The sequence below is a fragment of the Candidatus Halocynthiibacter alkanivorans genome, assembly GCF_003333265.1.
Lineage (GTDB): Bacteria > Pseudomonadota > Alphaproteobacteria > Rhodobacterales > Rhodobacteraceae > Halocyntiibacter_A > Halocyntiibacter_A alkanivorans.
In genome coordinates this window covers 20,332-46,777 of sequence record NZ_QOLB01000159.1, presented here as the reverse complement: position 1 = coordinate 46,777, position 26,446 = coordinate 20,332, and the positions used below count along the sequence as shown (strand labels likewise).

23 protein-coding genes are annotated in these 26,446 nt (G+C 60.4%); 6 read left to right on the top strand and 17 right to left on the bottom strand.

Going from position 1 to position 26,446, the window contains the following annotated elements:
• Positions 1–4: 4 nt before the first annotated feature.
• The 9 genes from DWA01_RS21170 to glpD all read right to left on the bottom strand — a co-directional run bounded on the left by DWA01_RS21170 (position 5) and on the right by glpD (position 10,383).
• Positions 5–1,132, bottom strand: coding sequence for an iron-containing alcohol dehydrogenase (locus DWA01_RS21170; protein WP_114287823.1), 1,128 nt, complete (start codon positions 1,130–1,132; stop codon positions 5–7).
• Positions 1,133–1,134: 2 nt separating this feature from the next.
• The gene (glpK, locus tag DWA01_RS21165) at positions 1,135–2,619 is read right to left on the bottom strand and encodes a glycerol kinase GlpK (protein ID WP_114287799.1); all 1,485 of its coding nucleotides are present in this window, start codon (positions 2,617–2,619) and stop codon (positions 1,135–1,137) included.
• Positions 2,620–2,732: 113 nt separating this feature from the next.
• On the bottom strand, positions 2,733–4,439 hold the full coding sequence (locus DWA01_RS21160) for an ABC transporter substrate-binding protein (RefSeq protein WP_114287798.1): 1,707 nt from the start codon (positions 4,437–4,439) through the stop codon (positions 2,733–2,735).
• Positions 4,440–4,496: 57 nt separating this feature from the next.
• Positions 4,497–4,772 carry a DUF2160 domain-containing protein gene (locus tag DWA01_RS21155; protein ID WP_114287797.1) on the bottom strand — a complete coding sequence of 92 codons (276 nt, stop codon included), beginning with the start codon at positions 4,770–4,772 and terminating at the stop codon, positions 4,497–4,499.
• Positions 4,773–4,783: 11 nt separating this feature from the next.
• A complete protein-coding gene (locus DWA01_RS21150) occupies positions 4,784–5,608 on the bottom strand; it encodes a carbohydrate ABC transporter permease (RefSeq protein WP_114287796.1) in 825 nt (274 codons plus the stop codon).
• Positions 5,608–6,483, bottom strand: coding sequence for a carbohydrate ABC transporter permease (locus DWA01_RS21145; RefSeq protein ID WP_114287795.1), 876 nt, complete (start codon positions 6,481–6,483; stop codon positions 5,608–5,610). The genes DWA01_RS21150 and DWA01_RS21145 overlap by 1 nt, the downstream gene beginning before the upstream one ends.
• 87 nt (positions 6,484–6,570) lie before the next feature.
• A complete protein-coding gene (locus DWA01_RS21140) occupies positions 6,571–7,647 on the bottom strand; it encodes an ABC transporter ATP-binding protein (RefSeq protein WP_114287794.1) in 1,077 nt (358 codons plus the stop codon).
• Between the two features lie 10 nt (positions 7,648–7,657).
• Positions 7,658–8,746: an ABC transporter ATP-binding protein gene (locus DWA01_RS21135; RefSeq protein WP_114287793.1), complete on the bottom strand. Its 1,089-nt coding sequence runs from the start codon at positions 8,744–8,746 to the stop codon at positions 7,658–7,660.
• Between the two features lie 20 nt (positions 8,747–8,766).
• A complete protein-coding gene (glpD, locus tag DWA01_RS21130) occupies positions 8,767–10,383 on the bottom strand; it encodes a glycerol-3-phosphate dehydrogenase (protein ID WP_114287792.1) in 1,617 nt (538 codons plus the stop codon).
• Between the two features lie 243 nt (positions 10,384–10,626).
• Between glpD and DWA01_RS21125 the strand changes: the two genes are divergently transcribed.
• A complete protein-coding gene (locus DWA01_RS21125; RefSeq protein ID WP_114287791.1) occupies positions 10,627–11,385 on the top strand; it encodes a DeoR/GlpR family DNA-binding transcription regulator in 759 nt (252 codons plus the stop codon).
• A 25-nt stretch (positions 11,386–11,410) separates the two neighbouring features.
• Here the strand turns inward: DWA01_RS21125 and DWA01_RS21120 are convergent, their stop codons facing one another.
• Positions 11,411–12,694: a replication initiation protein gene (locus DWA01_RS21120; protein WP_114287790.1), complete on the bottom strand. Its 1,284-nt coding sequence runs from the start codon at positions 12,692–12,694 to the stop codon at positions 11,411–11,413.
• Between the two features lie 612 nt (positions 12,695–13,306).
• Between DWA01_RS21120 and DWA01_RS21115 the strand changes: the two genes are divergently transcribed.
• From DWA01_RS21115 to DWA01_RS21095, 5 genes are all read left to right on the top strand, one after another.
• Positions 13,307–14,689, top strand: coding sequence for an AAA family ATPase (locus DWA01_RS21115; protein ID WP_114287789.1), 1,383 nt, complete (start codon positions 13,307–13,309; stop codon positions 14,687–14,689).
• Positions 14,689–15,765, top strand: coding sequence for a ParB/RepB/Spo0J family partition protein (locus DWA01_RS21110; protein ID WP_114287788.1), 1,077 nt, complete (start codon positions 14,689–14,691; stop codon positions 15,763–15,765). The genes DWA01_RS21115 and DWA01_RS21110 overlap by 1 nt, the downstream gene beginning before the upstream one ends.
• A 328-nt stretch (positions 15,766–16,093) precedes the next feature.
• Positions 16,094–18,376, top strand: a complete 2,283-nt coding sequence (locus DWA01_RS21105) for an efflux RND transporter permease subunit (RefSeq protein WP_114287787.1) — start codon at positions 16,094–16,096, stop codon at positions 18,374–18,376.
• Entirely contained in the window at positions 18,373–18,903 is a 531-nt protein-coding gene (locus tag DWA01_RS21100) for a hypothetical protein (protein ID WP_136057800.1), read from the top strand. The genes DWA01_RS21105 and DWA01_RS21100 overlap by 4 nt, the downstream gene beginning before the upstream one ends.
• 361 nt (positions 18,904–19,264) lie before the next feature.
• The gene (locus DWA01_RS21095) at positions 19,265–19,876 is read left to right on the top strand and encodes a GntR family transcriptional regulator (RefSeq protein WP_114287785.1); all 612 of its coding nucleotides are present in this window, start codon (positions 19,265–19,267) and stop codon (positions 19,874–19,876) included.
• A 5-nt stretch (positions 19,877–19,881) separates the two neighbouring features.
• Here DWA01_RS21095 and DWA01_RS21090 read toward each other — a convergent pair whose 3' ends face one another.
• From DWA01_RS21090 to DWA01_RS21060, 7 genes are all read right to left on the bottom strand, one after another.
• Entirely contained in the window at positions 19,882–20,682 is an 801-nt protein-coding gene (locus DWA01_RS21090; protein WP_114287784.1) for a methyltransferase domain-containing protein, read from the bottom strand.
• On the bottom strand, positions 20,679–21,299 hold the full coding sequence (locus tag DWA01_RS21085) for a pimeloyl-ACP methyl esterase BioG family protein (RefSeq protein WP_114287783.1): 621 nt from the start codon (positions 21,297–21,299) through the stop codon (positions 20,679–20,681). The genes DWA01_RS21090 and DWA01_RS21085 overlap by 4 nt, the downstream gene beginning before the upstream one ends.
• A gap of 1 nt (position 21,300) precedes the next feature.
• Positions 21,301–22,584 (bottom strand): adenosylmethionine--8-amino-7-oxononanoate transaminase, encoded by a 1,284-nt coding sequence (bioA, locus tag DWA01_RS21080; protein WP_114287782.1) that lies wholly within the window; start codon positions 22,582–22,584, stop codon positions 21,301–21,303.
• A complete protein-coding gene (bioD, locus tag DWA01_RS21075; protein ID WP_114287781.1) occupies positions 22,581–23,198 on the bottom strand; it encodes a dethiobiotin synthase in 618 nt (205 codons plus the stop codon). The genes bioA and bioD overlap by 4 nt, the downstream gene beginning before the upstream one ends.
• A complete protein-coding gene (locus DWA01_RS21070; protein WP_114287780.1) occupies positions 23,191–24,333 on the bottom strand; it encodes an 8-amino-7-oxononanoate synthase in 1,143 nt (380 codons plus the stop codon). The genes bioD and DWA01_RS21070 overlap by 8 nt, the downstream gene beginning before the upstream one ends.
• Positions 24,330–25,307, bottom strand: a complete 978-nt coding sequence (bioB, locus tag DWA01_RS21065) for a biotin synthase BioB (protein ID WP_114287779.1) — start codon at positions 25,305–25,307, stop codon at positions 24,330–24,332. Before bioB ends, DWA01_RS21070 begins: the two co-directional genes overlap by 4 nt.
• A gap of 162 nt (positions 25,308–25,469) precedes the next feature.
• Positions 25,470–26,414 (bottom strand): sugar nucleotidyltransferase, encoded by a 945-nt coding sequence (locus tag DWA01_RS21060; RefSeq protein WP_114287778.1) that lies wholly within the window; start codon positions 26,412–26,414, stop codon positions 25,470–25,472.
• Between the last annotated feature and the right edge of the window lie 32 nt (positions 26,415–26,446).

Below are 26,446 nucleotides of genomic sequence, written 5' to 3'. Positions count from 1 at the left end.
GGCTCTAACCCGCCTGAACAAGCACGTTGATCAACTGAACCACCGACAGCGGTACCGGGTTGCCGCGCATCGACGAAGAGGCACCGGCGGCTTCGGCCACGGTTTGATGGTCCGCGGTTGCCAGCCCCATTTGCGAGAGTTTTAGCAACCCGTTTTGAGCGGAAAACGCGGCCAGGGCGTCAAGGGCCTGATCCGGGGCGACGTCAAAGGCGGCGGCGATCCAGCCGCGCACCTCTTTAATGCGGCCATTGTCCGGATCCGCCTGCTCATTGGTCCGCAGCACATGGGGCAGCAGCACACCGCAGACCGCGCCATGGGCGGCGCCACATTGGCCGCCAATCACCCCGGCCAGACCATGCACCGCGCCCAGGCCTGAATTGGCCAGAGCGAGGCCACCGCAGAGCGAGACATAGGACATCTGATCGCGCGCAGTACGGTCTTCGCCCTGCATTAGCTGACGCAGCGCGCTGAGACCCATCGGGATGGCGGTCCGGCAGAGCGCGTCCGTCATCGGGTTGGACTTGCTGGAGATATAGGGCTCGATCACCTGGGTCACCGCGTCCAGACCGCTGGCGAGCGTCACAGATTTGGGGCAGCCGTCGGTCAGCGCAGGATCGGTAATGGCCAGATCCGCCAGCATGCGGTTGTCGCGCAGGCTGACTTTGCGCCCGGCTTCGGGCACGCCGATGACGGCGTTTTTGGTAACTTCGGCGCCGGTGCCCGACGTGGTGGCCATGGCGACAAAAGGCAAGGGCGCGACTTCCAGCCGCCGCCCTTCGCCCACCACTTCGAGATAGCGCATCACCGGGCCGGGCGCCGGGATCAGCGCGGCGAGCGCCTTGCCCATGTCGAGCACCGCGCCACCACCGATGGCAACCACCACGTCGGGCTGGCCGGCAGCAGCGATTGCGGTCTCTAACATGGCCAGGTCCGGCTCTGAGGCGCAGGAAAGGCAGGTCACGATACAGCCAAGATCACGCAGCGCGGCGGTAAGGGGGGCGCCGTGGCGCGGGCTGGCACCATGCACCAGCAGCACTGAGGTTCCGAGGGTTTTGATAAGCGCGGGGGCCGCCTCTGCCTGGCCACGGCCAAACAGGATGCGCGCGGGGGCGGAGAAGCCGAAAGGTGCGATCATTATACGTCCAGTGTTGCTTTTACCGCGCGTTTCCAGGCGGCGTATTTATTATCCCGTGTGCCAGGTTCCATGTCCGGGGTGAAGGTGCGTTCCAGCGCCCAGGTACGGGAAAATTCTGCCTGGTCAGGATAGATCCCCGCGCGCATGCCCGCAAGCCAGGCCACACCGAGCGCGGTGGTTTCCAGAACTTCGGGCCGGTCGACCGGCGCGCCGATAATATCGGCCAGAAACTGCATCGCCCAGTCAGAGGCAGACATGCCGCCGTCGACCCGCAGCGTCGCTTCACCCTGCCCGGCCCAGTCGGCCTGCATCGCTTCCAGCAGATCGCGGGTCTGATACCCGACACTTTCCAGCGCTGCGCGGGCAAATTCTTCCGGCCCGGTGCCGCGCGTCAGCCCAAACACCGCACCGCGGCAGTCGGCATTCCAGTAAGGCGCGCCCAACCCGGTAAAGGCCGGCACCATGATCACCGGTTGTGCCGGGTCAGAGGCTTGTGCCAGCGGCTGGGTCTCGCTGGCGTCGCGGATGATTTTCAGCCCGTCGCGCAGCCATTGCACCGCCGCGCCGGCGACAAAGATCGAACCCTCCAGCGCGTAAGTCGGTTTGCCGTCGAGCTGGTAGGCGATGGTGGTCAGCAGCCGGTTGTCAGATTGCACCGGAGTGTCACCGGTGTTGAGCAGGGCAAAACAGCCGGTGCCATAGGTCGATTTCATCATGCCCGGAGCAAAACAGGCCTGGCCGACAGTGGCGGCCTGCTGATCGCCGGCGACGCCAAGAATGGGGATTTCGCCGCCGAACAGATCGGCGCGGCTGTGGCCAAAATCGGCGGCACAATCTTTGACTTCGGGCAGCATCTGCATCGGGATGTCGAGCAGTTTGCACATGGTTGACGACCAGCGGCCCAGGCGGATGTCATACAGCAACGTGCGTGCCGCGTTGGTGGCATCTGTCACATGGGCGGCACCGCCGGTCAGTTTCCAGATCAGGAACGTGTCGACCGTGCCAAACAGCAAGTCGCCGGCCTCGGCGCGGGCACGGGCGCCTTCCACATTGTCGAGCAGCCATTTCAGTTTGGTGCCGGAGAAATACGGGTCCAGCAGCAGGCCGGTTTTTTCGGTCACCAGCGGCTCATGGCCGCCGGCCTTCAGGTGTTGGCACAGCGCAGAGGTGCGCCGGTCCTGCCAGACGATGGCATAGTGAATGGGCTCGCCGGTATGACGGTCCCAGACCAGAGTGGTTTCACGTTGATTGGTGATGCCGATGCCGGCGATGTCACTGGCCGTCACCCCGGCGCGTTCCATCGCTTCGCGACAGGTGCCGGCGGTGGTGGCCCAGAGATCAGAGGGATCATGTTCCACCCATCCGGGCTGCGGGAAATGCTGGGGGAATTCCTCCTGCGCAGAGGCGGCAATCTGCATGGAGGCGTCAAACAGGATGGCACGGCTGGAAGTGGTGCCCTGATCAATGGCAAGAATATAGGTCATAGGCCCCCGGGCTCTGCTTTGGTTCCGGACTTAATCTCCGCCAAACGGGGCAGAATGTCCAAATGAAAACGGGGCGCGCTCAGGGAGAGAAAAGGCGCGCCCCGTTCAGCTGCTTACTTCCAGGAAGCCAGCAGTTCTTCGTAGCTGACGGTCAGCGGAGCTGGATTTTCGTTCGCCAGTTTCGCTTTGGGCGAACCAGGCTGGTCCAGCCAGAAGGAAGCGTCCATCTCGTCATTCAGCTTTGGACCCAGGTCACCCTGGATGCCGGCGCGTTCCAGACGGGCAAGCACTTTTTCCTGCTCGGCGCAGAGGCTGTCCAGCGCCTGCTGAGCGGTTTTTGCACCTGAGGAAGCGTCACCGATGTTCTGCCACCACAGCTGAGCCAGCTTGGGGTAATCAGGCACATTGGTACCGGTTGGCGACCACTGAACACGAGCTGGTGAGCGGTAGAACTCGACCAGACCACCAAGTTTGTCGGCACGTTCAGTGAAGCTTGCATCGTTGATGGTCGATTCACGAATGAAAGTCAGACCAGTGTGCGACTTTTTCAGATCAACCGTTTTGGAAACAACGAACTGAGCATAGAGCCAGGCCGCTTTGGCACGGTCCACCGGGGTGGATTTCATCAGTGTCCAGGAACCAGCGTCCTGATAACCGATTTTCATGCCTTCTTCCCAATAGGCGCCGTGCGGGCTTGGAGCCATGCGCCATTTCGGAGTTCCGTCCTCATTCAGCACTGCTTCTGCACCTTCGCCGACCATGCTGGCGGTAAAGGCGGTGTACCAGAACATTTGCTGTGCGATCGCACCCTGAGCCGGAACAGGCCCGGCTTCGCCAAAGGTCATACCGGCCGCGGCGGGCGGCGAGTATTTGTTCAGCCAGCTGGTGTATTTTTCGATCGCATAGACAGCCGCAGGCGAGTTGGTCGCACCACCACGGGCCACACAGGAACCGGTTGGCTGGGAACCTTCGTTTACACGAATGCCCCATTCATCCACAGGCAGTCCATTGGGTTCGCCTTTGGAGCCCATGCCGGCCATCGACATCCACGCATCAGTAAAGCGCCAGCCAAGGGATGGATCTTTTTTACCATAGTCCATGTTGCCATAGACGGTTTGGCCGTCCAGCTCACGACCGGTGAAGAATTCCGCGATATCTTCATAAGCGGACCAGTTCACCGGCACACCGAGATCATAGCCATATTTGGCTTTGAATTCTTCCATCAGAACCGGATCGGTGAACCAGTCGAGACGGAACCAGTAGAGGTTGGCAAACTGCTGGGTTGGCAGCTGGTAGAGTTTGCCGTCCGGACCAGTGGTGAAAGAAGTGCCGATGAAATCTTCGACATCCAGTGTTGCCAGGGTGACGTCGGCGCCTTCGCCTGCCATCCAGTCGGTCAGGTTGCGCACCTGCTGATAACGCCAGTGGGTGCCGATCAGGTCGGAGTCGTTGACATAGGCGTCATAGATATTTTCACCGGTCTGCATCTGGGTCTGCAGTTTTTCAACCACATCACCTTCGCCGATCAGATCATGGGTGATCTTGATGCCAGTGATGGCAGTAAAGGCCGGGGCCAGCACTTTGGATTCGTATTCGTGCGTGGCGATGGTTTCTGACACCACCCGGATATCCATACCGGCAAACGGTTTAGCAGCGTCAATAAAGAACTGCATTTCGGCTTCCTGGGCGCTGCGGTCGAGGACTGAAAGGTCGCCGATTTCAGCATCAAGGAATTCTTTGGCTTCCTCGATACCCGCAAATGCCGGAGCCGCCATAAGCGCCAAAGCAATCGCTGTGGTAGATTTAAAATTGAGTCTCATTACTTTCTCCCGTTGTAAGATTTCCGGGGGCCGGTTGGCCAGCTCCCCGGGTCGTTTTCACACCCAGCGAAATACCGCTGTGGCGTAAATCAGGCAGACCACAAGCGCGCCCCACTGGCTGATACCCTCCGTCAGCCCGATCCAGGCCAGGTTGATAAAAGCCGAGCCGAGCAGGGAGATGAACAAACGGTCTCCCCGTGTGGTCTCGATCCGCAAAACACCGACACGTGGTGTTTCAGGAAATTTAATCGCTATCAGGGTGAAGCCACCGATCAGCGAGGCGATGACGACAAAGAAAATTATTGTCGGGTTGGTCCAGGCCATCCATGCCATGTTGTGTCTCCTTAAACCCGGCCGAGGGCAAAGCCCTTGGCAATGTGGTTGCGCACGAAATAGATCACCAGCGCGCCGGGCAGGATGGTCAGCACCCCGGCCGCCGCCAGCACGCCCCAGTCCATGCCAGAAGCCGATACCGTGCGGGTCATTACCGCAGCGATGGGTTTGGCATTCACCGAGGTCAGCGTGCGCGACAGCAGCAGTTCCACCCATGAGAACATGAAGATGAAAAACGCCGCCACACCGATGCCGCTTGAGATCAGCGGGGTGAAGATGCGGACGAAAAACCGCGGAAAGGAATAGCCGTCGATATAGGCGGTTTCGTCGATCTCTTTTGGCACGCCGCGCATGAAGCCTTCGAGGATCCACACCGCCAGCGGCACGTTGAACAGGGTATGCGCCAGTGCCACCGCAATATGGGTGTCAAACAGCCCGACCGAAGAATAGAGCTGAAAGAATGGCAGCGCGAATACTGCAGGTGGTGACATCCGGTTGGTCAGCAGCCAGAAAAACAGGTGTTTGTCGCCCATAAAACTGTAGCGGCTGAAGGCGTAGGCTGCCGGCAGCGCCACCACGAGGCTGATCACCATGTTGATGCTCACATAGATCATCGAGTTGACATATCCCAGGTACCAGCTGGAATCGGTCAGGATGGTGGCATAATTGGCAAACGTCAGGTTTTGCGGCCAGAGGCTGAAGGTTGAGATGATTTCTGCATTGGTTTTCAGGCTCATGTTGATCAGCCAGTAGATCGGCAGCAACATGAACAGAATATACAGCACCATCACGATGTTGAAACGGGGGCGGGTGCGTTGCGCAGGTATCGAAGCCATTATACGCCATCCCTTTTGTCCAGAGTTGTCATCACGGTGTAAAACACCCAGGAAATCAGCAGGATCACCAGGAAGTACATGATCGAGAATGCCGCTGCCGGACCGAGGTCAAACTGTCCCAGCGCCATTTTCACCAGGTCAATCGACAGGAAGGTGGTGGCATTGCCCGGCCCGCCGCCGGTGACCACAAACGGTTCGGTATAGATCATGAAACTGTCCATGAACCGCAGCAGGATGGCGATCATCAGCACACCCTGCATTTTCGGCAGCTCGATATAGCGGAACACGTTCCAGCGGCTGGCCTGATCGATTTTTGCCGCCTGGTAATAGGCATCAGGGATGGATTGCAGACCCGCATAGGCCAGCAGCGCCACCAGTGAGGTCCAGTGCCAGACATCCATTATGATCAATGTGAACCAGGCCGCATAGAAGTTCTGGGTGTAGTTGTAAGAAATGCCGAGCTTTTCGAGTGTGTAGCCCAGCAGGCCGATATCGACGCGGCCGAAAATCTGCCAGATGGTGCCAACCACGTTCCACGGGATCAGCAGGGGCAGCGACATCAGCACGAGACAGATCGAGGCGCTGAAACCCTTTTTCTTGGGCATATGCAGCGCAACATAAATGCCCAGCGGCACTTCGATCATCAGGATAATCGCCGAATAGGACAACTGGCGGCCAAGCGCATTCCACATCCGCTCTGACGACAGGATGTCCTCAAACCACTCCAGCCCGACCCAGAAGAACTGATTGTTGCCAAAGGTGTCCTGGATCGAATAATTCACCACGGTCATCAGCGGCACCACCGCCGAAAATGCCACCAGGATCAACACCGGCAGGATCAGAAACCAGGCTTTTTGATTGACGGTTTTATCCATTGTCTGTGCTCTCCTGCTGCGGGGCGGGGTCGGCGTAAGTCACCGGGATGGTCATCGGGACGGCCACCTGGGTCAGAAAAAGCGCGCTCATGCGGCATCTCCGGTCACGCGCCAGTCGTTCTGGTAGACGTTGATTGCTTTGGTCTCAAAGCGGACGCGGGTCATGTCGGCACTGATTTCTTCGCCTTCGCCGGCAATGATATTGAACGCCCTGCCCTGCAGCTCCGCGCGCACGATTTTGTGGCGGCCCACGTCCTCCACCCGTTTGATACGGATCTCCAGCCCCGGCCCCGAGGTCAGGGTGACAAATTCGGGCCGGATGCCGATTTCAGTCTTGCCGGTCAGCGGCCCGTACCCTGTCGTCAGCTCGAGGGTATGATCGCCAATGCGTGCAGTGGTGCCACTGATCTCGGCGGGCAGAACATTCATGCCCGGAGAACCGATGAAATAACCGACAAACGTATGTTCCGGGGTTTCAAACAGTTGCTGCGGCGTGCCGATCTGCACCACACGCCCGTCATACATCACCACCACTTTATCGGCGAAGGTCAGCGCTTCGGTCTGATCATGGGTCACATAGATCATGGTGTGGCCAAACTCGTGATGCAGCGATTTCAGCTGGGTGCGCAGCTCCCATTTCATATGGGGGTCAATCACCGTCAGCGGTTCATCGAACAGCAACGCGTTGACGTCTTCGCGCACCATGCCACGGCCGAGCGAGATCTTTTGTTTGGCATCCGCCGTCAGCCCGCGGGCCTTGCGGTTGAGCTCAGATTCCATGCCAATCATCGTCGCGATCTGCTGTACCCGCTGGCGGATATAATCAGCGCTGTCACCGCGGTTGCGCAGCGGGAACGCCAGGTTGTCGTGCACGGTCATCGTGTCATAGACCACCGGGAACTGGAACACCTGGGCGATGTTGCGTTCAGTTGTCGGTGCCTGTGTCACATCCTTGTCGTTGAACAGGATGCGGCCCTGACTGGGCTGTAACAGACCCGAAATGATGTTGAGCAACGTTGATTTGCCACAGCCGGACGCGCCCAGAAGCGCATAGGCTTCACCATCGGTCCAGTCGTGATTCAGCTCTTTCAGCGCATAGTCATCTTCGCTTGCCGGGTTGGGCAGATAAGAATGTGCCAGGTTATCAAGTGTGATTTTAGCCATGTCCCTGCCCTTATGCCGCGACCGCATAGGACGCCGGTGCCGCAAGGCTGCCGTCCTGTGCAAAAAGATAAACATGTGCCGGATCCAGCCAGACCGGCAGATCGGCGCCGAGTGTCAGGTCCTGCACCCCGTGCATCAGACCGACCCAGCGTTCGCCGTGGTGTTCCAGATGCACAAAGGTCTCAGAGCCGGTGATCTCGGTCACATGCAACCGCGTGTTGAACTGCATCGCGTCTTTGACGTGCTGGTTCAGCTCCAGATGGTTGGGGCGGAAACCGGCGCGGTAGATGCCGTCGGTGAGCGCCGCCGCGGGCCCGGTCACCGCCACGGACTGACCGTCGCCGAACTCCAGCCGGCCGCCGGATTTGCGCACTTCGAGAAAGTTCATCGGCGGATCAGAAAACACCCGCGCCGAGGTGGCATTCAGCGGGTGGCGGTAGACATCCGGTGTCAGGCCAAACTGGATCACCCTGCCCTGCCACACGGTGGCGGTATTGCCGCCCAGCAGCAGTGCCTCTTCCGGCTCGGTGGTGGCATAGACAAAGATGGATCCGGCTTCTTCAAAGATTTTCGGGATCTCTGAACGCAGCTCTTCCCGCAGTTTGTAATCCAGGTTGGCCAGCGGTTCATCCAGCAGCACCAGGCCGGCGTCTTTGACCAGCGCGCGTGCAAGCGCACAGCGCTGTTGCTGGCCGCCGGAGAGTTCCAGCGGTTTGCGGTCCAGAAACGGGCTTAACCGCATCAGATCTGCGGCTTTGTGCACCGCTTTGTCCACCTCAGTGGCAGATTTTCCCATCAGCCGCATCGGGCTGGCAATATTGTCGTAGACGCTCATCGACGGGTAGTTGATGAACTGCTGATAGACCATTGCCACTTTGCGGTCCTGCACCCGCATGCCGGTGACGTCCTTGCCCTGCCAGAGGATGCGGCCGGTATTGGGCACGTCCAGCCCGGCCATCAACCGCATCAGCGAGGTTTTGCCCGAAAGTGTCGGGCCCAGTAAAACGTTCATTGTCCCGCTGTGAAGCATCAGGTCGGTCGGGTGTATGTGCACCTGGCCGTTCACAACTTTTGAGACTCCCTGAAACTCAAGAGCCATATCATTCCTCCCAGTAGCGTTCAGACCGTCTGGTCTGTGCGGCCGTTTCCGGCCAGTGCCGCCTGCATCCATGTTTCGATTCGTGTCACCTGGTCCGCATCAAGACGCAGGCCAAGTTTTGAGCGCCGCCAGATCACATCTTCGGCGCAGCGCGCATATTCTTTTTCAAACAGCCAGCGCAGTTCTGATTCGGTCAGCGTGGCGCCAAAATTCTCGCCAAGATCCGCCGCGCTCTGCGCGTCTCCGAGTATCTTAAGTGCATCAGTGCCATAGGCCCGCACCAGCCGCAGCGCCCAGGGCGCGCTCAGGAACGGGTGGCTTTGATGCAACTGCTCAACAAGATCCTGCACCCCATCGACCGGAAAGTCACCACCCGGCAGCGCCACCCCGGCGGTCCAGCCCTGATCCGCACCTTTGAAGAAGGGTGCAATTTTCGCCAGCGCATGTTCGGCCAGCTTGCGGTAGGTGGTGATTTTGCCGCCAAAGACATTGAGCAGCGGCGCGCCGCCCTCTTCGTCCACTTTCAGCACATAATCCCGCGTCGCGGCGGTTGCCGAACTGGCGCCGTCATCGTACAGCGGCCGCACCCCGGAATAGCTCCAGACCACATCTTCGCGCGTGACCGGTTCTTTTAAATACTTCGACGCGAAGGCGCAAAGATAATCGGCCTCGGCGTCAGTGCAGACCGGTTTTTCTGACGGATCAGCGTGTTCCGCGTCTGTGGTGCCAATCAGGGTGAAGTCGGTTTCATAAGGGATAGCGAAAATGATGCGCCCGTCTTCGCCCTGGAAAAAGTAACATTTGCCGTGGTCAAACAGTTTGCGGGTGACGATATGGGAGCCGCGAACCAGGCGCACCCTTTCGCGCGGGGTGATATTTACTGTGTTGCGGATCACGTTTTCGACCCAGGGGCCACCGGCGTTGACCAGCATACGCGCCTGGGTCACGCTGGTCTGGCCCGTGGCACGATCTTCGGTGGTGATATGCCAGAGTTGGCCCACCCTTTCGGCCATCACCACCTTGGTCTGAGTGTGAATCCTGGCACCGCGAGCCTCAGCATCACGTGCATTCAGCACCACCAGACGGCTGTCTTCAATCCAACAATCGGAATATTCATAGGCTTTGGCGAACTTGTCGCGCAGCGGCTGACCGGCCGGATCCTGTTGCAGATCCACTGTGCGGGTCGCCGGCAGGATTTTACGGCCGCCGAGGTGATCATAGAGAAACAAACCCAGGCGGATCAGCCAGGCCGGCCTGCGGCCCTTCATCCAGGGCATCACATATTTCAGGATATTGGAGGTCGGCGTTTCGCCTTCAAAGCGCATGTCTTCGTGGTAAGGCAGCACAAAGCGCATCGGCCAGCTGATATGGGGCATCGCCCGCAGCAGGGTTTCGCGTTCGATCAGCGCTTCGCGCACCAGGCGAAATTCGAAATACTCCAGATAGCGCAGACCGCCGTGAAACAGTTTGGTGGAGGCAGAAGAGGTAGCCGAGGCCAGGTCGTTCATTTCCGCCAGCTCAACACTCAGGCCGCGCCCTGCTGCATCGCGGGCAATGCCACAGCCGTTGATACCGCCGCCGATCACAAACAGATCAACAATTTCGTTTTCGGGTTGCTCTGACACAGATGATTCCATTGGCCTGAAGGTTGCTAGAGTTCAAACCAACCACAAACGCACACAAACGGTCAATAGTTTTTGTTCGTTTATGTTCATATTCCTTCTGATCGTGGATCGAAATATTCCCCGCGTGGCCCCGCCGAACCGAACATTCAGCAATATATGCCTCAGAACCGTTCACTTTTTTCGAAAAATCGACCGCGCGGCTTGTATCAATGCGAAAAACGAACATAGTTGGAAAAAAGCGAACAAAGGCCTCCCATGTCCCAGACTTTCCGCCAGCCCGATATTCTCGAAATCGCCCGCAGCGAGGGCAAGGTCACGGTTGAAGACCTCGCCCGGCGCTTTGATGTGACAGTGCAAACCATCCGCCGCGATCTGACCGAACTGGCCGATGCCGGCCGCCTGGAACGGGTGCATGGCGGCGCCATCCTGCCCTCGGGCGTCTCCAACATCGGCTATGAGGACCGGCGGCGGCTGAACGAGGCCGCAAAATCCCGCATTGCCCGCGCCTGTGCCGCCGCGATTCCAAACAATGCATCGGTGTTTCTCAATATCGGCACCTCGACGGAGGCGGTGGCGCGCGAATTGCTGCATCACCGCAATCTGATGGTGGTCACCAACAACATGAATGTGGCCAATATCCTGGTCGCCAACCCCGATTGCGATATCGTGGTGGCCGGCGGCTCGCTGCGGCGTACTGATGGCGGGCTGATTGGCGCCCTGACCACCACCGCGATCGAATTATTCAAATTTGACCTGGCGGTGATTGGCTGTTCGGCGCTGGATGAAGACGGCGACATGCTTGATTTTGACATCCAGGAGGTGGGGGTGTCGCGCGCCATCCTGAAACAAGCGCGCCAGTCCTACCTGGTGGCGGATCATTCAAAGTTTCAGCGCAGCGCTCCGGCACGCATCGGTTCCATCCGCAATATCGATGCGATGTTCACCGACATGGCGCTGCCCCCTGCCCTTGCGGCCAGTTGTACCGACTGGGGCACCGTGATCCACCAGAGCTGAGCCGACCGGGGCGGGTGACGCCCGACTAGTCCGGGTCAAACAGCCCCGGTGTCAGCTGGTCCCAGAACTCGAAAATCGCGCGGGCGTTTAAGGCGCTGGCCCAGCCGTGGCGGCGGAAGTCCTCGCGTTCCAGGTCGCTGTCCAGGCGGGAGACAAACAACTGTTTGTCACTGTCCCGCTGTGTGGGGTTTCGCCGCGAAACCGCCGCCTCTACCGCGCGGAAATTTGCCGCCCGTTGCTGGCCCTGCTGTATCCGGGCCGCTTCGGCCTGTTCATCGGCCGCAGTTGCACGCCGGCGGCTGTCCAATGCCGCCAGCGCCGCTGCACTGGCTTCGGGCGTCGCGGGGGGGGCGGCGCCGGCCTCTTCAAAATCGCCGCGGATCGCCGCGGAGAGGTAGCGCGCCGGCGATTTCACATCGCCCTGCCCCGCCACGTAATCCAGTTTGGTTGCGACATAGTCTTCGCCATGCTGCTGGATCCACTGGCGCGCCAGCCGGTCGCTGACTCCCTGATCACGCAGCCGGCTATAGACGCCGGAGGCGCGCAACGCCTCGCCATCGTCAATTTCAAACATTGCCAACTGCGGGTTCTCTTTGATCAGAAACCGCACTTCGGTCACTGAGCGGCCCTTTTTGGCAAACTCCGGGCTGATCTGAATATTAGAGGTCTTGTTCACTTCCGCCACTGCCGGTTTGATGATCTTGGCGTTCAGATGTTTGAAACTCTCGTAATAGGCGCTGCCCTCCACCCCCATCAGGCGGCGAAACAGCTCCAGCGGCCACCAGCCGGTAGAGCCGGTGCGCACAAACCGGTAACAGTTCTCATAAAGCGCCAGCCCGTGGCCCGAGGTAAAGCGGCGCTGAATGTTCAGGTTGATCAGGGCAAAAACTTTAGGGTCATGCAGTTTTTCTGCCAGCGCCGGTGAATAGGCATATTCACAGACACCGCCTTTCAGCCGGGCGAAAGACAGCAGAGCGGACACCCCCCATTCCTGCTGGCCAGAACCGTCGAGCATGTCCCATTCGGCGATGGTTTCCGCCAGCCCGCGCAGAGAATGTTTCAGCGTCTCCATATCATTGGAATTATAGCCGATCATCAGGCAGAGTGTGCGCGCATCAATAGAATGGGTCTGGCCCCGGGTCAGCGCATCATAAGCATTGAGCAAAAGCACATTGGACAGCTTGCGCTGCAGCAGCGTCAGCTTGCCGGAGACATGGATCGCCGCCACGTGTTTTTTCACCGTGTCCCGCCGCAGCGGTCCGGTCAGCTTGTCGCGCGGAACATCCTGCGCAATGGTCGACTGGCGCATCCCGCCCTCCTGCCTGAACCTGCGAATCTGCCTCGGATGGGCACTTGCGGCCCCTGGGTCCATTATGCTGAAAAGGAACCTGGCTTCAAGCCTCTCCGGGGTGCCTGAATACGGGACGGATTGCTGGGCTCCGCCGTCCTGTATCCGGGTCCCTGAAGCGGCTGCGCCACTTCTGACCAACAGATACAGCACGCCGACGCGGTACCAAACCGGGTTTTTGTGTGCCAAACAGGCTCTGATACGGCTAAAACAGCAATCCCGGACTCAGGTCCCCTCGCCCCCGGACTCGGGTCCCTTCGCCCCTGTATCCGGGTGCCTTTGATCCCGGATACAGGTACCTTTCATCATGTATTCAGGTCCCCAAACCACCTTAACATATTGAGGTTGCATAGTTTCTACCGCACAAAGACTCTATAGATCTGAAAGAATCTACAACCTTTCCCAGCCGCATTTGTTGTTGTTTTCCAAATTATTCACAAGGTTTCGCCGCGAAACCAGCTGTCCGGAGGATATTTCGGTGAAACGCATCTAGGGAATTCCATTTTTTGCAGGATGTGCGATAACAATACGCATAATAGCGAAAATACCGCATATGGCATGAGACGAGGCACAATGAGCAAAAAACCCGAATCCCCCCTGCCCCCGTATTTTAACATCAATCCGCAAGAAGCCGCAGCCCGTTTGGGCGAGCCGGTCGACACCGCGCGATTCGCCAAGGCGGCGGCGTTTTGTGCCCGCGGCCGGGATGATCTGGCCAAACGCGGCTATGCGCCGGACGGGCAGAAACGACTGCGCAAGTTTTCGATCTGGGAAATCACCCGTTATATGATCCCGGTCGCCGCTGCACATCTGCGCCGGGTGTTAAAAGCCAATCCCGACCTGCCCCAGGGCGACGGGGAAAGCGGCTCAAAATGGTTCACGCTGGAAGAGGTGCTGCAACTGCGGGAGCATTTCGACAAAGAGGGGTCCAGCGCCAAAGAATACCGGCCATGGCGGCCTGAGGGCGCCAAAGCCAAGATCGTCGCGCTGTCCAATTTCAAGGGTGGCTCCGGCAAAACCACCACCTGCGCCCATCTGGCGATGTCGGCGGCGCTGGACGGCTATAAAGTGCTGGTGATTGATCTCGACAGCCAGGCCTCAATGACATCGATCCTCGGCGGGAAGGTCGAAGATGAATGGAAAACGGTGTTTCCGCTGATCGCCAAGGATTACGCCCGCGCCGTGATGGCGGAGAACCAGGTGCGTGACGCGGCGGGGCAGGCGGAGCTGCCACTGGATGAAACTATGCGTGAGGCATTAAAGGTCAGTGCCACCGATCTGATTCAAACCACCCACTGGCCCAACATTGATCTGATCGGTGCGCAGCTGAACCTGTACTGGGCCGAATTTCAGATCCCGGTCTGGCGCATGGGGCTGCGCACCTGGCCGTTGTGGGATGCGCTCGGCAATTTTCTCGAAGACGAGGGCATTCTGGATCAATATGATATTGTCTTTCTGGATACGCCGCCCGCACTTGGCTATCTGACGATCAACTCATTGGCCGCCGCCGATATCCTGCTGGTGCCGCTGGGCGCCTCATTTCTGGAGTTTGATTCCACCGGTCGTTTCTTTGACATGCTCTATTCCACCTTCGCTTCCATTGAAGAGGGGGAAAACGCGGCGTTGCGGCGGGCCGGATTGCCGGAGATAAAATTTGAATGGGACGTGGTGCGTGCCATCATCACCCGGTTTGATGCTGGCCAGCAACAGGATCTGGCCAATGTGATCCAGGCCTATTTTGGCGATTTCATGAACGCCTATCGCCAGGAATTCACCGCGCTGGTGGGCCAGGCCGGGGAGCAGGTGAACGGGATTTATGAGGCGGATTACCGCGAGTTTAACCGGGAAACCTATCTGCGCGGGCGCGAAGCATTCGACCGCACCTATGCAGAGTTCAAGGAGTTGCTGCTGGGCACCTGGTGGCGGGATGCACAAATGAATGAGGGGCAAAACTGATGGCACGACGGAAACGGCTGACCGCGCCCGATGCGGCGGAACTTGCAAAACTGGAAGAGGGTTTCGCGGCGAAACCGGCGCTGGACCGCTTTGGCGCCACACCTCCGATCGCCCAGGTGGCGGCGGAAATCGCCCAGGCGGCGCCGGTGGCCGATGCTGAGACCCGGGCACAGCAGGCGCGCGACGCCAGTGATGCGCTGGCCTGGCGCAGCGCCGGCGATGAGGGGCGGCTGGTGCAGCTTTTGGCCCTGGAGCAGATTGACGCTGAACACCTGGTGCGCGACCGCATCGGTGTGTCCGCTGAGGAGATGGACGAGCTGAAAGCCTCGGTACTGGCCCATGGGGTGCGGCTGCCGGTGGAGGTGGTGGTCACTGAAAGCGGCTTTGGGCTGATTTCAGGCTGGCGGCGGCTGGCGGCGGTGCGGGCGTTGCGCGGCGAGGGCCATGCGGGCATGGAGACGGTGCCGGCGATGGTGCGGCCGGGCAGGGAGGCGGCGCCCTCTTATGTGGCGATGGTGGAAGAAAACGAGGTGCGCAGCCAGCTGACCCCCTATGAGCGCGGCCGCATTGCGGTGATCGCCACAGCGCAGGGGGCTTATGCCACAGTGGAAGCGGCCGTAGCGGATATTTTTGCCACCGCGTCAAAAGCCAAACGCTCCAAGATCCGGTCTTTTGCGCTGGTGCATGAAGAACTGGGCGATCTGCTGAGTTACCCGACCAGCCTGTCGGAAAAAGCTGGGTTGCGCCTGTCTGCGGCTCTGCGGGCCGGGTTAGGGACGAAATTCCGCGACGCGCTGGCGCAGGCGCATGCCATCAGTGCCCCGGCCGAATGGGCGGTGCTGGATCCGGTGCTGCGCCAGTTTGAAGCACAACCACGACAAGGCAGCCGGGGCGGGCGGCCAGGCAACACCGTGGCGGCGACTGCTGGCGACATTGTAAACCTGCCCAAAGGGGCGACCATGCAGCTGACTTCGGATGCACGCGGCTTCGCCCTGCAGTTCCGGGGCAATGCAGTGGACCGCGACGTCATGCACCAGGTGATGGATACGGTCCAAAATATGTTGCGGGACAGCTGACTCTGGAGACAATCCTGCGAACGGGCCTCAAAGGCACCTGTTTACGGGATGGCGCTGGCGGCGGTTGCTTGCGGGATGGCGTCAACCTGCGTCCTGCAGACGGGTACCTGAAGGGCAGGGGGCGACGCGGCCAGAATTGACCGCCGGTTCCCGATCAGCGTGTTGACCGGCGCTGCGGCAGCAGGGCCCTTGGCGGTCAGGTGTCTCTGCTGATAGGGTTTCGGTGTTGATTCAGGAAAGAGATTGCTTTTGACCCGGCCTATATCATGTGAGTGTTCCGCACCGCCGTTCCGGCCTTCGGTCTGGCAGGGCAGAGGGGCACGCTTCTATGGTTGAGAGAGCCGGGTCCCCCCTTGCCACCGGCAAGACGCAAAGCCCGCTGCGTGCAAGGCTGATCCTGCTGTGGGTCTTGTTGATCGGTCTCGATATTCTGGCGGGGTTTGCGGCGTTGCGGCTGAATTTTGATGACGGGGTGGACCGCGTTTTTGCCAGCAGCACCCGACGCTACCTGGACCTGGTGGATTTCCGCACTCTGTTTGCCAGCGGTGACGGCGAAATTTTCCTGACCTTTGAAGGGCAGGATCTGGCGGAACCGGCGGCGCTGGCCAGTATCGAGTCGTTTCTGATCGAGGCGCAGTTTCTGGACAACATCGACAATATCGTGTCGCCGTTTTCGCTGCTGCCGCCGTTCGCGCAGGACATTAAGTCTCTGACTCAGCCGGATATTGCCAAAACACTGCAGGACGCGCGCCGCGATTCTCCGGAACTGCGCCGGCTGGTGTCACCGGACCGCCAGTTGATGCTGGTGATCGTGGCATTGTCGGGCGGCCATCTGAGCGCTGAAGTGCGCGGCGCCCAAACCAGGGAGATTGAGGCGCTGGCCCGCGAGCTGACAGCGGGGCAGGGCATTGCTGTCAATCTGACCGGATATCCGGTGCTGCGCGAACGGGTGGTGGCCAAACTGTTCAGCGATTTCACCCTGCTGAATGTTGTCGGCGCTGTGGTCGGCTTTCTGGTGGCGGCGCTGACACTGCGCAGCCTGCGGCTCGCCCTGACCACTTCGCTGGTGTCGGCCACGGCGCTGCTCTGGGTGCTGGGGCTGCTGGGCGCGGCCGGGCTGACCATCAACCTGATCACCGTGGCGCTGCCGGTGCTGATCCTGGTGCTGTCTTTTGCCGATTCCCTGCATCTGACACTGGAGGTGCGGCGGCTGCACAAAGACGGCGTGCCCAATCCGGGTCTCACGGCGGTGCGGCGGGTGGGGCCGGCCTGTCTTCTGGCGTCAGTCACCACGATGATTGCTTTTGCCAGCCTGATGCTGTCGCCCTCGGAACTGATCACCGGTATGGGGATGGCGGGGACGCTGTCGGTGCTGGTGGCGGTGGTGGTGGTGCTTCTGGTGCATCCGCTGTTTTTTGTGACCTTGGACCACCTGTTCGGGCTGGAGCGTATTTTTGGCGACAATCGCGGCAAGCCCGGGCGGTTTACCCGCCTGGCTGTGCTGCCGGATCTGGCACGTTTTGCGCCCCGCGCGGTGGCTTCTGCGGGTGTACTGGTACTGCTGCTGGCGGTGGCGGGCTACAGCACGATAACGCCGCGCCATTCGATCTATGACAATATGTCCGAAGACGATTCGGTGATGGTTGCGATCGCGCAGATTGAAGACAAGCTGGGCCCGTTCGGATCCCTAAAAATGGCGCTGCCGCTGTCGGGACTGGGGGCAGAGAGCGTGGCGGAGCTGAAAAAGCTGCACGAACGTATCGGCCAGTTGGCAGAGCGGCAGGTGTTTTCGCTGGCCACCCTTTCGGACCGGCTGGCGGCGGAGGCGGCGGCGGGGCAGGGGGCGCAAGTTGGGCTGGAACAGAGCCTTAGTCAGATGCCGGAGGCGCTGCGGGCGAAACTGATATCAGAGGATGCGAAGCATGCGATCCTGACCATCCCGTATAACTATCAGAATGCAGTGCTGACGCGAGCGTTTGTGAGCCGGCTGGAGCAGCGCATTGCCGCTGATCCGATGTTAGTTGCGGCCGGGGTCGGGCCGCTCACCGGCATCGAAACCGTGTCGGCATTCATCAGTAAAGAGATGCTGTTAAGCCTCAACCGCAGTTTTTTGATGGCTCTGGGCGCCTCGGGCATTCTGATCGCGCTCTGGCTACGCTCACCGCTGATCGGCGTGGTGGCATTGATCCCCAATGTGTTGCCAGTGGCGCTGGTCGGGGCCTGGCTGGCGCTGTCGGGGCGCGGGCTTGAATTTTCCAGTGGCATCGCGATGACGGTGGCCTTTGGCCTGGCGATTGATGACACGGTGCATGTGCTGAACCGGATCCGGCTGAACAATGGCGTGCGCATCCGGCTGCGCGCCGCCCTGATCGACCGCTCGATGCGGGAGGTGGCGCCGGCGCTGACCATCAGTTCGGCAGTGATGACGCTGGGCATGAGTGGCACATTGTTCGCGGTGCTGCCCTCGGTGGCCTATTTTGGCATGCTGAGCATCGCAGTTTTTGTGCTGGCGCTGGTGGCGGATATGCTGGTTCTGCCGGCCTGCCTGTCGGTGCTGGCCTCGTGGCAGCAGGCGCGGCACGCCCGGGGCAGGGAAGGGGGCCCGCGATGAGAGGGGTATTTTTACGGACCGTGGTGTTGCTGAGTGCGTTGATGCTGGTAGCGCCGCAGGCCCGGGCGCAACAGATTTCCTTTTTTGATATTGACGGCACCTGGAAGGGGCGTGGCTGGATTGCGCGCTCGTATGACAGTGCGAAAGAGCGCGGCAGTTGCCGCCTCAAAGTGCGCACGCTGGTGGCGGGAGAGGATATCCAGCTCGAGGGGCGCTGTGCCTCGGCGCGGGGCGGCACCCGGCTGTTGATCCGTATTGGCCGCAGGAAAGACGGCAGCCTGGCAGCGCAGGTGGCGCTGCCCAAACAGGGGCTTTATCGCAACTACAGCGGCCGGCTGGTGCCACAGGGCCTGCAGCTGAATTCGGACGCGGATCGGGTGGAAAATGGGATTTCGTTGAAATCTCAGTTGGATATCCGGTTTGAGGGGCTGGCGATGTTTGCACTGAGCGAGACCGTGAGCGCTGAGGATCAGTCAGAGCCCAGGCAAGTACTGGACATGGTTTTTCAGAAAGACCAGGTGCAATAGTTTGGCTTCTGTCGTGTGGCGGGGCCCGTTTGGTTGTCAAAATTGAATGGTCCTGAAGAGGGCTGCGTTTGGGCTTATAATGATAGTTATGTAATGATTTCCACCTGTCCACCTGTCCACCTCTGAATACTGTTGTGGCTGGATCTCCGGCTAAGCAACCAGGCAAGTGGCCGATTTGTACGAGTTTCGGCTCCAAATGGTCCGGCATGATCGCGCCTTGTCGCCCGCAACCGATGTATTGGGTGCTACGGCGCCAGTTGAATGAAGGTGGCAGTGGCCAGGCGCCTGGTCCGGCAGGTTTTTAGCGCCCGGGACGCATATTACCAGTTGCGCCCGGGGGGCTGAAAAATTATCTATAATTATGACCGCAAAAGCAACCAGCACCATCTCGGACCAGATCCTGCAGAGCCTGACCGACCAGATCATCAGTGGTCAGTTGCCGCCGGAGGAAAAGCTGCGCCAGGACCATATCGCGCGCGCGTTTCACACCAGCCATGTGCCGGTGCGGGAGGCTTTGCTGCGGCTGGAGGCCCGCGGCCTTGCGATCAGCCTGCCGCGCCGGGGCGTGCGGGTGGCGCCGTTTGATCCGGGTGACATTTTTGAGATCAAAACCATGCGGCTGGCACTGGAGCCGGTGGCGCTGCTGCATGCCATCCCGCTGACCAGTGCCGGCGATCTGCAACGGGCCCGCGAGGCGCAGGCGGCCTGTGACCAGGCCGGCGATCTGCATGCATGGGAACGGGCCAACCGCCGGTTTCATACTGCGATTGTGGCGCCCTGTGGCATGGGACATTTGCTGGCGTCGATTGAAAACCTGCAGAACCTGGGTGCGCGCCATTTGCTGGCGACCTGGCGCTCTGACTGGGAAGGGCGCACCGACCGGGACCACAGCGCCATTGTGAATGCGATTGCGCGCAAAGACAGCGACACTGCGGTGGCGGTGTTAAAGCGGCATTTACAGCGTCTGCATTAAGCGCGTTATGACGTCGTTTTCTGGGCGATGATGTATACCGGCGCGTAAGTCAGGTGAATTTTCTGATCCGGACCGGTGAAGCGGCGGGCGTATTCAGCTTCAAAAGCGGTCAGTGTGCTGCGGGTCCAGTTTTGCTGGCTGTTGCCGTTGACGCCGGTATTGCGCAGATGCACCAGCATGTCGCGCACAGTGGCAAAGCGGGCGCTCTGCCGGGTCAGGGCGATATGGCGGGGCTCCAGACCCTCTGGCAGCATGTCGCGCCAGGTGTCGGCGTTAAAATAGCTCATTTGGGCGGGATCAGAGCCAAAATCTTGCAACTCGTAAAACTGACCGGGTCCAAAACTGCTGAGCACCAGCCAGCCGCCGGGCGCCAGATGTTCGCTGAGGCGATTGAGCAGGGCGGGTGTGTCACTGACCCATTGAATGGCAGAGGCCGAAGCGATCAGGTCGCAGTTTTGGGGCAGATCCACGGTTTCTACGGCGCCGGGCAAAAAGGTCCAGGCGCCGTTGCTGGTATTAAAATACGGCGCCACATGGGGTTCGCATTCCGCCACCAGATCATTCAGCGTCCAGTGCTCCACAGAAAACTGCCGGGTCAGCTCACGGGTCAGAAAGCCGGTGCCGCAGCCGAATTCAAAGGCACGCCGGAAACGGGTCTCGCCCACAAGTGACTTGAACTTTGCAGCAAGATCCGTGGCGATCCGGGCCTGGACATGGGCGTTGTCATTGTAACTTTGAAAACCGCGGCAAAAGCTTTGCTGAATGCGGCTTTGGGTGTCGGGATGGGTCTGTTGCGCCGCGCTCATGCCAGCACCTCGTGCCAGCCGGACCAGGTTGAAAACGGAACATGTGCGGCGTCTGGCAGCAGGGTTGCATTGGGCCAGGCGCGGTGCATATTGGCGGCGGAAAAAATGCGGTCCTGACCGCTGATCCAGACCCTGTCCCAGCTTATATTGCTATTGGCGCTGCCGCGCGCCTGGATCGCAATCAGTTCGGCGCGACGGGCGGGCAAGTCGATAGGGTGCGGCGACTGTGGCGCGTTAAAGCAGCGCGCCAGGAAGGTCTGAAAACTGTCCTGCGACAGGGTGTCGATGGTTTTTTGCAGGATTTTGGGGGCGATGCCGGTCAGGCGGTCGACGGGTGTCATGCTGCCGTTAAGCGCGACCTTGCGGGTAAACGGGTCGTGGTGATCCTGCTGCCAGTGGCCATAAGCGGCGACGCCAAAGGACCAGGCCACAAGGCTGCGACTGTCATAGGCGCTGATGTCGGGCAGATCATACTCAAGGGTGCTGTAATCGCTCAGATACAGCAGGTCGGCGCTGGTAGTGAGATGCGAAAACACTTCGGGGCCGATGGCCCAGCCGCCAAAAACCACAATCAGTTCCGTCGCGCCGCTCTGGCGCTTTAACCAGCGCTGTTGCACCTCAAAGCTCCCCGGCGAGGTGGCGCATGGCACCGGTGATTTTTGTGAGCTGTTCCGGCGTGGTGACGAAGGGCGGCATGCAATAGATATGGCGGCCAAAGGGGCGCAGCCAAACGCCGAGCTCTTTGCACAGGGGGTGGGCCTGATCGGCGCTGACCTGGTGATTCATCTCAATAACGCCGATGGCGCCCAGCACCCGCACGTCATGCACCTGCGGCAGGTCGCGCAACGGGGCGAGTTCTGCACTCAGTTGTGTCTCGATCGCCTGCACATTTTGCTGCCATGGGGTGGTGGCCAGCAGGTCAAGACTGGCGCAGGCGGCGGCGCAGGCCAGCGGGTTGCCCATAAACGTCGGGCCGTGCATGAACACGCCCGGACTACCGTCCCCAATGGCACGGGCGACCTTGTCTGAGGTCAGGGTGGCGGCAAAAGACATGGTGCCGCCAGTGATGGCTTTGCCGAGGCACATGATGTCAGGCTCAATCCGGCAGTGGTCGGTGGCAAACATCTTGCCGGTGCGGCCCAGACCGGTGGCGATCTCATCAAAGATCAGCAGCACGCCATACGCGTCGCACATTTCGCGCGCCTGGTTCAGGTATTCCGGGTGGTAAAAATACATACCACCGGCGCCCTGCACCAACGGTTCCAGAATAAAGGCGGCGATGGTTTTATGGTGTTTCTCAAGGATCTGTTGCAGATCACCGAGGCCGTTTTCGTCGGCATCATCAGACCAGGTATCGCTGAGGCGCAGCGGTGGTTTTGGGGCAAAATGCTGGATGCTGAGCGCGTTCTGGAACAGGTGGTGCATGCCGGTGACCGGGTCACAGACGCTCATCGCTTTCCAGGTGTCGCCGTGATAGCCGGAGCGCACGGTGACAAACTGGGTTTTGTCAGGGCGGCCCACAGAGTGTTGATATTGCACCGCCATTTTCATCGCCACTTCCACCGCAACCGAGCCGGAATCGCAGTAAAAAATGCGTTGCATTGAGGGTGGTGTGATCGCCAGCAGCTTTTGCCCCAGCGCAATGGCCGGGTCATGGGTCAGCCCGCCAAACATCACATGTGACATGCGGTCGGCCTGATCTTTGATCGCCTGGATGATTTTGGGCTGGCCGTAGCCGTGGATGGTGCTCCACCAGGACGACATCGCGTCAATCATCTGGCTGCCGTCCTCCAGCGTCAGGGTGATGCCGTCAGCAGAGGCCACCCGGTAGGTGGGGCCCGGTTTGGTGACGCTGGTATAGGGGTGCCACAGGTGATTGGCGTCAAACTCTTCGGGGGTCATTGCAGCGCCTCCAGGTCAAAACCGGCGGCAAATGCGCGGCGCAGTGTTTCGGGGGTCAGGGTGTTGATGAGCGGCAACCGCCCGAGGTGACGGGTCTGACCCATGTGGCAGATGCTGCGTTCGACCTCGGGTTCCGCATCGCCAATGAAGGCTACGCCCAGCACCGGGCAGCCGGCATGGCGCAAAGCCTGCAGCGAGAGAAGCGTGTGATTGATGGTGCCCAGCTGGGTGCGGGCGCAGAGGATGACCGGCACCTGCCAGCGGGCGAAAACGTCCAGGAACAGGCTGTTATCGCTGAGCGGCACCATCACGCCGCCTGCACCTTCAACCACCAGCGGGCCGTCATGCGGCGGAATATCCATAGTCGCGGCGTCGATTTCGCGCCCCTCAGCTGCGGCGGATATGTGCGGCGAGGCCGGCATGTGCAGCCTGTAAGTCTCAGGCAGCACCGGCTGGCCCGAGAGACGCGCCACCACCTCGCTGTCGGTTTCCTCGGCAAGCCCGGCCTGGACCGGTTTCCAATAATGGGCACCCAGCGCCTGGGTCAACCCGGCGGCAAAAATGGTTTTTCCAATGCCGGTGTCGGTGCCGGTGACGATGAATGCATCAGCCATTTTGGTGATTTTCCAGTTCCTCAGACAGGGCAGCGAACATCTGGCTGACCTGCTCAGGCGAGGTGTTCAGGGTGATTGAAATGCGCAGCCGGGCGGTTTTGCGTGGCACGGTGGGCGGGCGGATGCCGCGAATGTCAAAGCCGCGCTGTTGCAGGCGCGTGGCAATCGCCATGGTGAGTTTGTCCGCGCCGATGATCATCGGGATGATCTGGGACTGTGGCCTGGGCAGGCCACAGGTTTCCACCGCTTCACGGGCGGCATGGGCCAGATGTTGTGCGAGCGCGGCGCTCGGCGACGGAGCCTGTTGCAGCGTGTTGAGCGCGGTGCGCACCAGGGCGGCGTTCAGTGGTGACGGCGCGGTGGCAAAAATAAAGCCGCGCGCCCGGTTGATCAGCGTCTCAATCAGCGGGGCGGCACCACAGACCAGCGCGCCGGAAACACCAAGCGCCTTGCCGCAAGTGTGCAGAGTCAGGATATCGGCCTGGTCTTCATACGCGTGCAATAGTCCGCGCCCGTGGGTGCCAAAGACGCCGGTGGCATGGGCTTCATCGCCGACCAGGATAGCGTCATGGCGTTGTGCCAGCGCCACCAGATCGGCAACGGGCGCCAGGTCGCCGTCCATGCTGTAGACCGTTTCAAACGCCAGCCAGATCCGGCCAGTGCCGCCCTGCGCGCGCCAGTCGCGGACCAGCTTTTCGGCGTGGGTGACATCATTATGGGCGAAAGCGGCGATCTCGGCGCGCCCCAGCCGCATGCCGTCATGGGCGCTGGCGTGAATAAGCGCATCATGCAGCACCAGGTCGCCGTGTCGCGGCAGGCTGGCGAAAATCGCGGTATTGGCGACAAAACCGCCGCCAAAGAACAGCGCTTTTTCGGTGCTAAAAAAGGCGGCGGCCTCAAGCTCCAGCGCTTCATGCTCCGGATCATTGCCGCGCAGCAGCCGCGAGGCCCCTGCCCCGGGCGCCACGCCACGTTCCAGTGCGGCGTGGGCGGCCTGGCGCAGCAGATCAGACCCGGCGAGGCCAAGGTAATCGTTGGAAGCAAAATCGAGCCCGGCGCGTGGCGCCAGGCTGCGGTAACGGCCGCGGGCCTGCAACGCGTTCAGCGCTGCATTATGCGCCGCAAAACCGCTCATCTGCTGCCGTCACATCCCACAGCCATAGCGGTGATGCCGAGGCGTTTAAACAGGGCGGCGTCCTGGTCCTCTTCGGGGTTGTCTGCGGTCAGAAGCGTGTCGCCGACAAAAATCGAATTGGCACCGGCAAAGAAACACATCGCCTGCATTTCATCGCTCATCCCGGTGCGGCCGGCCGACAGGCGGACATGGGTCTTGGGCATCAGGATGCGCGCCAGAGCGATGGTGCGGACAAATTCGATCGGATCCAGCGGTTCAACTTTGGCCAGCGGGGTATCGGCCATCGGGATCAGCATATTCACCGGCACGCTTTCAGGATGGCTGGACAGTGTGGCGAGCGTCAGCAGCATATCGACCCGGTCCATCTGTTGCTCGCCCATGCCAACAATGCCACCGGCGCAGACTTTGATGCCGGCATTGCGCACCCGCTCCAGCGTGTCGATCCGGTCGGCAAATGTACGGGTGGTGATGATCTCGGAATAATAGCGCTCGGAGGTGTCGATATTGTGGTTGTAATAGTCGAGCCCGGCGGTTTTGAGCCGCAGCACCTGGTCGTCTTCCAGCATGCCGAGTGTCATGCAGGTTTCCATGCCGAGCTCTTTGACGCCCTCGACCATGGCTTCCAGCGCAACCATGTCGCGGTCTTTGGGCGAGCGCCAGGCCGCGCCCATGCAATAACGGGTGGCACCGGCCTCTTTGGCTTTGCGAGCCTCTGCGAGCACCCGTTCCACTTCGATCAGTTTGCTGGCCGAAAGTTTGGCGCCGTTGCGGGCGGACTGGCTGCAATAGGCGCAATCCTCGGCACAGCCGCCGGTTTTGATGCTGAGCAATTTGCTGCGCTGCACCTGATTGGGGTCAAAATACTGGCGGTGCACCGTATGGGCCTGGAACAGCAGATCGTTCAGAGGCTGGCGGTAGAGCGCATCGGCCTCTTCGCGGGTCCAGTCGGTGCGTATGGTCTGACCGTTTTCCATCGGTGGCGTCCTTCTGTCTGGGCGGCAGCAAGAAACGGGCCAGTGACAGCCCGCCATTTTATAGATTAAATAAAGGGGAGAGGCGGGGCTTGTCAAACTATTATAGATAGTTTGCCCGGAGCCATGGTGCGGCGGCGGTTCTGCGCCAGGATCTGCCCCGGATCAGACGATTTTCAGCGCGTCACGATAGACCTGGGAAACGGATTTCCACGGTGCTGGCACCTGCCGCGCCAACCGCGGGTCAGGGGACCACACTTCTCCTGCAGAGGCCCCGTCGGAAACCGGCGCAGCCCTGCCGTTCGCTGCGCCAGCGGTGACCCGGTTCAGGCCGGCAACGATGTCATCCGGGTTGCAGACCGGAGCGCCCTGAATTTTCTGTTGCCGGCGGACAAAATTCGCTGCCTCCAGCAGGCTGGCGGGCGTGCCGGCGTCAAACCAGGCACAACTGGCGTCCAGTGTCTCCACCCGCAGATGCTGCTGCGGCAGATAGCTGTTTAAAAGCGTAGAGATTTCGAGTTCACCGCGGGCGGAAGGGCGCAGGTTGCGCGCCCGGGCTGGCGCGGTTTCATCCAGGAAATAAAGCCCGGTCACCGCCAGGTCAGAGGGGGGCTTCGCTGGTTTTTCTATGATGCCGGTGACCTGTCCCCAGGCGTCATTCTGGACCACACCATAGCGTTGCGGATCGGGAACATGGCAGGCAAAGACTGTGGCACCGTGTTTGTGTTCATCAGCCTGCGCCAGCAAGTTCTGCATACCGGCGCCGTGAAATATATTGTCCCCCAGGATCAGGGCGGAAGCCGCGCCGGCCAGAAACCGTTCGGCCAGAATATACCCCTGGGCGACGCCTTCTGGTGCAGGCTGGACGATATAAGCCAGCCGGATCCCCCATTGGCTGCCATCGCCAAGCAGACGCCGGAACTGCGGCTGGTCCCGCGGCGTGGTGATGAGGGCAATGTCGCGGATGCCCGCGAGCAAAAGCACCGACAGAGGGTAGTAGATCATCGGTTTGTCAAACACCGGCAGCAGTTGTTTTGACACTGCGATTGTATTGGGAAGCAGCCGGCGCCCGGTGCCTCCGGCCAGAATGATGCCTTTTCTGGAGCCCATAACAAACCTCCCGACAACGCTGAAACAAAGCG

Coding starts and splice junctions, on each gene's coding strand:
- DWA01_RS21100 (WP_136057800.1), top strand. CDS start 18,373: ATGAGAGGGGTATTTTTACGGACCGTGGTGTTGCTGAGTGCGTTGATG.
- DWA01_RS21090 (WP_114287784.1), bottom strand. CDS start 20,682: ATGAGCGCGGCGCAACAGACCCATCCCGACACCCAAAGCCGCATTCAG.
- DWA01_RS21150 (WP_114287796.1), bottom strand. CDS start 5,608: ATGGCTTCGATACCTGCGCAACGCACCCGCCCCCGTTTCAACATCGTG.
- glpK (WP_114287799.1), bottom strand. CDS start 2,619: ATGACCTATATTCTTGCCATTGATCAGGGCACCACTTCCAGCCGTGCC.
- DWA01_RS21135 (WP_114287793.1), bottom strand. CDS start 8,746: ATGGCTCTTGAGTTTCAGGGAGTCTCAAAAGTTGTGAACGGCCAGGTG.
- DWA01_RS21145 (WP_114287795.1), bottom strand. CDS start 6,483: ATGGATAAAACCGTCAATCAAAAAGCCTGGTTTCTGATCCTGCCGGTG.
- DWA01_RS21160 (WP_114287798.1), bottom strand. CDS start 4,439: ATGAGACTCAATTTTAAATCTACCACAGCGATTGCTTTGGCGCTTATG.
- DWA01_RS21125 (WP_114287791.1), top strand. CDS start 10,627: ATGTCCCAGACTTTCCGCCAGCCCGATATTCTCGAAATCGCCCGCAGC.
- DWA01_RS21110 (WP_114287788.1), top strand. CDS start 14,689: ATGGCACGACGGAAACGGCTGACCGCGCCCGATGCGGCGGAACTTGCA.
- DWA01_RS21120 (WP_114287790.1), bottom strand. CDS start 12,694: ATGCGCCAGTCGACCATTGCGCAGGATGTTCCGCGCGACAAGCTGACC.
- DWA01_RS21115 (WP_114287789.1), top strand. CDS start 13,307: ATGAGCAAAAAACCCGAATCCCCCCTGCCCCCGTATTTTAACATCAAT.
- DWA01_RS21070 (WP_114287780.1), bottom strand. CDS start 24,333: ATGAGCGGTTTTGCGGCGCATAATGCAGCGCTGAACGCGTTGCAGGCC.
- bioA (WP_114287782.1), bottom strand. CDS start 22,584: ATGACCCCCGAAGAGTTTGACGCCAATCACCTGTGGCACCCCTATACC.
- bioB (WP_114287779.1), bottom strand. CDS start 25,307: ATGGAAAACGGTCAGACCATACGCACCGACTGGACCCGCGAAGAGGCC.
- glpD (WP_114287792.1), bottom strand. CDS start 10,383: ATGGAATCATCTGTGTCAGAGCAACCCGAAAACGAAATTGTTGATCTG.
- DWA01_RS21105 (WP_114287787.1), top strand. CDS start 16,094: ATGGTTGAGAGAGCCGGGTCCCCCCTTGCCACCGGCAAGACGCAAAGC.
- bioD (WP_114287781.1), bottom strand. CDS start 23,198: ATGGCTGATGCATTCATCGTCACCGGCACCGACACCGGCATTGGAAAA.
- DWA01_RS21095 (WP_114287785.1), top strand. CDS start 19,265: ATGACCGCAAAAGCAACCAGCACCATCTCGGACCAGATCCTGCAGAGC.
- DWA01_RS21155 (WP_114287797.1), bottom strand. CDS start 4,772: ATGGCATGGATGGCCTGGACCAACCCGACAATAATTTTCTTTGTCGTC.
- DWA01_RS21060 (WP_114287778.1), bottom strand. CDS start 26,414: ATGGGCTCCAGAAAAGGCATCATTCTGGCCGGAGGCACCGGGCGCCGG.
- DWA01_RS21140 (WP_114287794.1), bottom strand. CDS start 7,647: ATGGCTAAAATCACACTTGATAACCTGGCACATTCTTATCTGCCCAAC.